Origin of the sequence: Psychrobacter sp. AOP5-GZ1-6, assembly GCF_052376345.1 — a bacterium.
Classification (GTDB): domain Bacteria; phylum Pseudomonadota; class Gammaproteobacteria; order Pseudomonadales; family Moraxellaceae; genus Psychrobacter.
Genome location: NZ_JBQSVP010000136.1, coordinates 1 through 8177 on the forward strand (window position 1 = coordinate 1; position 8177 = coordinate 8177).

Consider the following 8177-nt stretch of genomic DNA (forward strand, 5'->3'; position numbering starts at 1 on the left):
AACTTAATGACTTCCCATATTTAATTATTTTAATGATGCGATATCTATACTGCTATAAAAAGCACTCGTAGTCATATATTCAGGCAGCACAAGTTGTTGATTTTAATAAAATAAAAATAACAACTCTTTAAAGCTCCCTACTAAAATCTATATTTGATAATTATTACTGATAGGTTTTAACCCTTGTTTTTTATAAACAATTGCGTTAATCTCAATTAAATGTACTTTGATACAAAATCTGTACATAGCTACTAAAAAAACTTTCACCCAATTATATTCTGGTTATAGCTAGTCCGTATAATCGGTGGATTATAGATTTAGAGCTTTCAAATAAATTACTTAATTAACGGTTTGACCACAAAGTCGTACTGAAAACCATTGATAGTTTATAAGTTTGGGGCGTGCCCTAGTACTAAATTTACATATTTAGATGATGTGCTTTACCAATATTCTTGACTATCATTTGAGCCTATCATAAGCATCTACCGTCACGTTACAGTCGATCACTTATGATAATAGAAAAATCACTCTGTATTAAAATCTATAAAAGTCTTGTCTGGTATCAATGGTGATATAAGATCAAATTGATAATAAGGCTTTAAAACATGCGACACAGTCAGGTCAATCTGATATTTTCACACGCAATCTAATATGATCAGAGTTAGATTTTAATGTATAAGCTATAGAGGTATCTATGAATAAGCGTGTATCTGGTTTATTTACCATGTCAGCAGTACTGTTTGCTGGCTCTGCAGTGATCACTAATGCAAACGCTGTAGAAACAAACACATCCCTTGCGATGATTTCACAAGATAACGCCTCCCATATTGACCGCGTCCTTAGTGAGCTCAGCCGCCAACATGACGGTGCATCAAACCTAGTTAAATCAGCACGCCAACCTACTTCATTGGCGCTTAGTAGCTCATTACTAGCCGTTGATACGGCTCAAGTAACCAATGATGAAGATGTATTAGAGCGTCTAACAGCCGTTGCCTCTAATTCCGTTAGCAAGTTCAAACAGACCGGCCTAGCTTCTTGGTATGGTCGTAAGTTTCATGGACGCAAAACAGCGAGTGGCGAAACGTTTGATATGAATGCTTTAACAGCTGCCCATCGTTCATTACCATTGAACTGCTATGTAAAAGTAACCAACAATACCAATGGTAAAACTGTCGTCGTTAAGGTAAATGACCGCGGGCCCTTCCATGCTAACCGTGTATTAGACTTGTCGTATGCCGCTGCTAAGCAACTGGGTATTACAAATAAAGGCGTTGGCAACGTTTCTATCGAGCGAGTTGCAGGACCATAATATTTTAGAACCCCTCATTTGCCTATATTAAATAATAAAAAGCGTCTAACTATTTATAAGTTAGGCGCTTTTTATTTTCTAGTTTACTGCCTGTATTATGTTATACCAACAGGGCTATAATTCAAACGCACTTTCAATAGCATCATCAAGACGCTCAACAGCGATGACATTGATACCCTTAAATTGAGGAGCATCCTTTGCCGGAGCGTTGGCTTTGGGAATGATGGCATGCTTAAAGCCATGTTTCATCGCTTCTTTGAGACGCTCTTGACCATTGGGTACAGGACGAATTTCGCCAGACAGTCCCACCTCACCAAATACTGCTAATGAAGAAGGTAATGCTCGTTCCTTAATGCTTGATGCGCAAGCCAACAATACTGCCAAATCAGACCCTGTCTCTATAACTTTTACACCACCGACGACATTGACATATACATCTTGCCCACTAGTATGAATACCACCATGACGATGCATGACGGCTAACAGCATCGACAGACGCTGAAAGTCTAACCCCAAGGCCATCCGCCTAGGCGAGCCTTGGGAGTCATCGACTAAGGCTTGTACTTCCACTAACAGCGGTCTAGTACCTTCACGGCTCACCATAACCACAGATCCAGCCACAGGCTTGTCATAACGACTCAAAAATATCGCTGAGGGGTTGGCAACTTCTTTAAGGCCCATGTCGGTCATACCGAAAATACCAAGTTCGTTAACTGCTCCAAAACGATTTTTTACCGCACGTATCATGCGAAAACGCGAATCAGACTGACCTTCAAAATACAAAACGGTATCAACCATATGTTCAAGCACACGAGGCCCTGCGAGCGTACCTTCCTTAGTTACATGCCCCACTAAAAATAACGCTGTGCCAGTTTGCTTAGCATAACGAGTCAAAATAGCGGCTGACTCACGAATCTGACTGACGCCTCCAGGTGCCGAATTGATAGCATCGGTATAGATAGTTTGAATGGAGTCAATAATAGCAATGGCTGGCTGCTCTTGTGTCAATGCGGCACAGATTGTTTCTACATTGGTCTCCGCAAGCACACGCAATCTATCTGCTGGTAAATCTAGACGCTTGGCACGCATAGCTACTTGTGCAAGCGATTCTTCACCTGTCACATAAAGTGCGCTACCAGCCAATGACTCCGCACGCGCCATATTTGTCGCAGTTTGCAATAGAATGGTTGACTTACCAATACCAGGATCGCCCCCTATCAGTACCACAGAGCCCGCAACCAAGCCACCACCAAGTACTCGATCAAACTCACTAATACCTGTTGGTAAGCGCGTATCTAATGTCACACTAACTGCATTAAGTGGCATGACTGCACTATGCGTACCAGAATAGTTACCCGTTGGAGAACTACTTGATACACGAGACGCTGCTCGATTTGCAGCTGGCTTAGTCGAGCTTTTATTATGATGTGGCATGCTAACATTTGGGGCTTCAACCAAGCTGTTCCATTCTCCACAATCTGCACATTGCCCTGCCCATTTACCGAAATGAGCACCGCAATGCTGACAGACATAACTGCTTTTACTTTTTGCCATAGCATATAAGCCTTATTAAGGTGATCAGTTAAGAGTACAAATAGAATACTTTGACACTGCTGTCAGTGCTGACTTGAAGGTTTCATGAGGCAAACTGGCCATTAATACGGCATATATTGCTCTATAGAAATACAGAAGATAAAGTTTTATAAAAGCCTAAAAAAGAGCAATAACGAAATAGGTATTTATAAAAATGACGCTTATTCTAGCATTAGTGACGAAACCGTAGACGCATGGACTACTTTTATACTTGGAAGTCTTTACCTAGATAGACAGATTTGACTAAATCGTTTTCTAAAACTTCAGAAGAACTGCCTTCTGCGATAATCGCACCTTCTGAGACGATATAAGCTTTTTCGCAGATTGCTAGGGTATCTCGAACATTGTGATCGGTAATCAACACCCCTATTCCGCGGTTTTTGAGTGTTAAAATCACATCTTTAATATCACCCACTGAGATTGGGTCAACACCAGCAAAAGGCTCGTCCAACAAGATAAACTTTGGATCAGCCGCTAATGCACGAGCAATTTCGCAGCGACGGCGCTCACCACCAGATACACTCATACCCAAAGATTTGCGTACATGCTCTAAATGAAACTCACCAATTAATTTTTCAAGTTCTTGCTGTTGCTCATTTTTGCTTAACTCTTTACGAGTTTGTAAAATAGCTAAGATATTATCTTCGATAGATAATTTACGAAAGATAGACGCCTCTTGCGGCAAATAGCCAATACCTGCACGAGCGCGCTCATGCATCGCATATTTAGACAAGTCCATTTTTCCTAGCGTTACACGGCCTCTATCCATGTTCACCAGTCCTACTACCATATAAAAACTGGTTGTCTTACCCGCACCATTAGGCCCTAACAATCCAACCACTTGTCCTTGTTCAACCGAGAATGAGACATCTTTTACAACCCAACGTTTGCCATAGCGTTTACCTAAATTTTGCATCGTTAGTCGCGCAGCAGGTGCTGTATTATTATGCGATGCTACAGAATCTAGACTTTTATTATCACTCATAACTTACTCATACTGTTGAAAATTCAAGCGCGGATACATGAAAACAGACTTGTTTCTATATTAACAAATATACGAACTAGCTTATTAACGTACGCCGCTTTGGCTACTATTACTACTAGGTGGGAATACCAGCTCTACTCGCTGATTACCACCGGCAGTCGCCTCGACATCACCCGCTTTTAGACTATAGCGAATGACATTACCTGCAAAACTTGCACCGTTTTGAACCAATTTAGCATTGCCTGTCAAAGTGATAATACCAGTAACTGCATTATAGTCGATTTTGCTAGCCTGACCTTTGGCTAGGCCTTTCTCTTGGGTAACAATCTGCTGCATAGTAGCTGGACGCCCAGTGGCTACTGCTGAATTAATACTACGCTGCTGTGATAAATTGACCGTAATATTATCTGCCGTCATCTTGAATGTGCCTTGAGTAATACTGACATTACCAGAATAACTGGTGACACCTGTGCGCTCACTATAAGTCGCTTTATCAGCCAATAGCTTTATTTCTTGATTGGAGTCTGATGGCAGCGCATGACTATAAATCGGTAATGCAAATAGCATAACCATTGGCAATATCCGCAATTGACTGAAGCCATACACTTCTGTATTTGGGCGCAAAGTAGGCAAAAATTTAGATTTCATAAAAATCACTCGTTTTATAATGGGTAGTAGAATTTGCAAACTTTATGCGAGCTGCTGTTCTATTATATAAACAATAAGCATCGTTGGGATTAAAACAATGCTTTATCTTGGCGTTCAGCAGAGGTAAAAGAGACGGCAACTTGACCAAACTCGTATTCACCTGTTTCTAGATTGGCAGTCATACTAGAAGCCTCAAACCGGTTCATGCCTTGCTCGACCTGTACAGGCTCTTCGCTATATATTTTACCTGATTTTGTATTGCCTTTGAGCGTACTGCCTGTCACCTTTATCGGTTCAATATCAGATGATTCTTTCTTGTTTTCACTAATGAGTGAAAATCCACCTGACAAACTCAGATCGCCTGTCTGCTGACTGATGGCAGCCGTACCCGCCTCAATCAGATAGCGACTCTCTGCAGAAGGTTCCCAATTCATAGTAATACCTGACATCTCATCTAAATTGGTTTCAGGATTATGCGTCAAAGATTTAGCGGTTAGCTCATACTCTGTTTCACCTTCCTCGTTAGTTTGCACCGCCTTAATCTCTGTTGCTTCATAATCAACATCTGGTGCCTCTATACTAACTGGTGGTGATACTTCGGCTTGCTGCTGAAAGAACCAACCTGCAAGGCCAGCAATAATCAAGGTAATAACTATTAATACACGAGTATTCACGGCAACTCACCCTGATTGCTTACTTCATCAAGCGTATAATCCCCGATAAAGTTTTGATAATGTCCATGACCTTTCAAAATAAGATCACATATTTCACGTACAGCACCAGTACCACCTGCACGAGTAGTCACCGTATCACTACGACTGATCACTTCTGCATGTGCATTAGGAACGGTTGCAGCAAATCCTACCGTCTGCATTGCTTTAATATCTGGCAAATCATCACCCATATAAGCACAATCGGCTGCTGTAATATTAAGCGCCGGGTCCAGCATTGATAACAATTCAGTTAAAGCAATCAGTTTGTCATCACGGCCTTGCACGACATAGTGAACGCCCATCTCCTTGGCACGCTTATCTACCATAGCGCTGCTGCGACCAGTAATAATAGCCGTTAAAATACCATAGCGTGCTAAAGACTTAACCCCAACGCCATCTTGAACAGAAAATGCTTTGGTTTCAATACCATTGGCATCATAAATGATTTGGCCATTTGATAAGATACCATCAACATCCATGACCAATAACTTTACTTTCCCTGCTTTTTTAATTAAGTCTTGCATCACATACCTCTTACTTAAGGCTATTAATTAAGTTTTATTGTTAAACCTACCATATCAGTTTATTTATTTTACACCAGCTTGTAGCAAATCATGTACCGTAATAATTGCTTCCAAATGTTCTTCATCATCGATGATTAACAACTGACTGATACTATTTTCGTTCATTACACTAAGAGCATCGGATGCACGCATGGACTTACTAATACGGCGTGGATTGCTCACCATTACATCGCACATCGGCGTTTGCAGATCTATGCCTTTTTCGAGGCCACGACGTAGGTCTCCATCTGTAAACACGCCAACGACCTTCTCATTTTCATCTGTCACTACAGTCATACCTAAGCGCCCTGCCGACATGGTAAAAAGCGCGTCTTGTAAAGGTGCTTGCTGATGAATAATCGGTAAATGCTCAGAGCTGGGATGCATTAAATCCTCAACTCGCGTCAATAACTGACGACCTAATGCCCCTGCTGGATGGGACAATGCAAAATCTTCTGAGGTAAAATTACGGGCATGCACTAACGCAACTGCCAAGGCATCACCAAGTGCTAAGGTCGCTGTAGTACTAGAAGTTGGTGCCAGATTAAGCGGACATGCCTCTTGTGACTTACCCAGTGTCAAGACGATATCAGCAGCACGTGGTAGCATGCCACGCTTATCACGGCTAATACTAATCAAAGGTATATTCAAACGCTTGACGACAGGCAGTAGCATCTTAATCTCATCGGACTCACCAGAGTTAGAAATAGCAAGCAAAACATCGCCCTGTACTAACATACCCAAGTCACCATGCCCTGCTTCGCCAGGATGCATAAAAAAAGAAGGTGTACCAGTGGAGGCAAACGTAGCTGCTATCTTACGACCAATTAACCCTGACTTCCCCATACCAGTCACTACGACTCGGCCATGGCAAGCCAAAATAATATCACAAGCTTGCGCAAATCTATCGTCTATCTGCTCTGTCAATAATGCTAACGCAGACATCTCGGTATTAATTGCTTCAACAGCTGTACTAATAAATTGTTTATGAGTTAGATTGGTTTGAGAATTGTTCATAGATATGCTCTATTTTTATAAAAAATAAGATATTTTACTACACTATGCCTAATGCGTGGCTTCATTTCAAAAACGGTAATAAATTAACTGCCGTCACATGAAAGAAATAACATAAATAACTATAGTCAAAGAAACATCAAGTGGGTGTAAAGCAGCTGACTACAGATTGTACAAGTACTACATCTAGAAAAGAGACCATCGTAGCCATGTAGAATTTCTTTGAACTATATCTATACTAGATGCATTGTCATACACTTATTTATACAAAAAAACCCACTATAAAAGCAGGTCTTAATCGAATAAATTAGGTCTTAACAATGCACCTCCAATCATGCATGTAAACATTTAGCCATTGTTGTCATTAGATCCATCGTTTGACCTGTCTTCAAAGCCACCGTTATCTGCTGGGTTCTCAAAGCCACGATCTTGACCAAAGCCACCACGCTCAAAGCCGCGTTCTTGACTTTGACCAAAGCTACCACGTTCAAAGCCGCGTTCTTGACCTTGGCTAAAACCACCACGATTGAAGCCGCTGCGGTTAGAAGCAAAACCACGCTCTTCAAAACCACCTGCGCTAGCAGGGTTGCTACCACGTTCAAAGCCACCACCTTGATAACCAGTTGGAGCGCTTTGGGGTTGAGCACTAGTGCTTGGAGATGTACTACTACGAGGGTTGCGAGCTGGAACTACCGTTGAAATAGCATGCTTATAGACCATTTGACTGACAGTATTTTTGAGCAGAACAACATATTGATCAAACGATTCAATTTGGCCTTGTAGTTTGATACCGTTGACCAAAAAAATAGAAACAGGAATACGATCTTTTCGCAGCGAGTTCAAAAACGGATCTTGTAAAGTTTGTCCTTTTGACATGAAATCTCTCCTAAATATTATATAGTTATATTTTGAGCGCCAATTATTTTAAGTGTCGCTTTAATTATAATGGCTGAAGGTAGATACAATAATAAGCTATCTTTGTAAAACGTATCTAAATAGATCCTAACTCTTATTAAGTGATTCCACTTTATCGCGAATACATTATTATTGTAAATAATTAAGTAACTACTTGTGTCATTGCTTATTTCTATCAACATGCACCAGTAAGTAACGATTAGAGGAGCAGTAGTGCCATACAGTAGCATTCATTGTGATAGATTAAAATTATAACAGTTATCTGCGTTATGATTTGAAACTAATTGTCACTACTTTCTGATGAATTTATGCATCATAGTTTCTATATGTAAATTCATATTCCATATTAGGGTATGTCCTCATTTTAAAAATGAAGACACACCCTAATAAGATGGTTCTAAAAACGTTTGAATAGCCGTCAAACCTTATAAATTTTT

The 8177-nt window shown here is 40.6% G+C and carries 8 protein-coding genes; 1 reads left to right on the forward strand and 7 read right to left on the reverse strand.

Annotated features, from left to right (window positions below):
• Positions 1–694: 694 nt before the first annotated feature.
• The gene (locus ACT3RN_RS13140; RefSeq protein ID WP_442070040.1) at positions 695–1309 is read left to right on the forward strand and encodes a septal ring lytic transglycosylase RlpA family protein; all 615 of its coding nucleotides are present in this window, start codon (positions 695–697) and stop codon (positions 1307–1309) included.
• A gap of 114 nt (positions 1310–1423) precedes the next feature.
• Here ACT3RN_RS13140 and radA read toward each other — a convergent pair whose 3' ends face one another.
• From radA to hfq, 7 genes are all read right to left on the reverse strand, one after another.
• The gene (gene radA / locus ACT3RN_RS13145) at positions 1424–2863 is read right to left on the reverse strand and encodes a DNA repair protein RadA (RefSeq protein ID WP_192520293.1); all 1440 of its coding nucleotides are present in this window, start codon (positions 2861–2863) and stop codon (positions 1424–1426) included.
• A 244-nt stretch (positions 2864–3107) separates the two neighbouring features.
• Complete coding sequence (gene lptB / locus ACT3RN_RS13150; RefSeq protein WP_442070042.1) at positions 3108–3818, reverse strand: LPS export ABC transporter ATP-binding protein; 711 nt, start codon at positions 3816–3818, stop codon at positions 3108–3110.
• A gap of 153 nt (positions 3819–3971) precedes the next feature.
• On the reverse strand, positions 3972–4460 hold the full coding sequence (gene lptA / locus ACT3RN_RS13155) for a lipopolysaccharide transport periplasmic protein LptA (protein WP_225739280.1): 489 nt from the start codon (positions 4458–4460) through the stop codon (positions 3972–3974).
• A 164-nt stretch (positions 4461–4624) separates the two neighbouring features.
• Entirely contained in the window at positions 4625–5209 is a 585-nt protein-coding gene (lptC, locus tag ACT3RN_RS13160; RefSeq protein ID WP_192520296.1) for an LPS export ABC transporter periplasmic protein LptC, read from the reverse strand.
• On the reverse strand, positions 5206–5772 hold the full coding sequence (locus tag ACT3RN_RS13165) for a KdsC family phosphatase (protein WP_192520297.1): 567 nt from the start codon (positions 5770–5772) through the stop codon (positions 5206–5208). The genes lptC and ACT3RN_RS13165 overlap by 4 nt, the downstream gene beginning before the upstream one ends.
• Positions 5773–5835: 63 nt before the next feature.
• On the reverse strand, positions 5836–6828 hold the full coding sequence (locus tag ACT3RN_RS13170; RefSeq protein WP_192520298.1) for a KpsF/GutQ family sugar-phosphate isomerase: 993 nt from the start codon (positions 6826–6828) through the stop codon (positions 5836–5838).
• 345 nt (positions 6829–7173) lie between these two features.
• Entirely contained in the window at positions 7174–7701 is a 528-nt protein-coding gene (gene hfq, locus ACT3RN_RS13175; protein WP_192520994.1) for an RNA chaperone Hfq, read from the reverse strand.
• Positions 7702–8177: the final 476 nt, after the last annotated feature.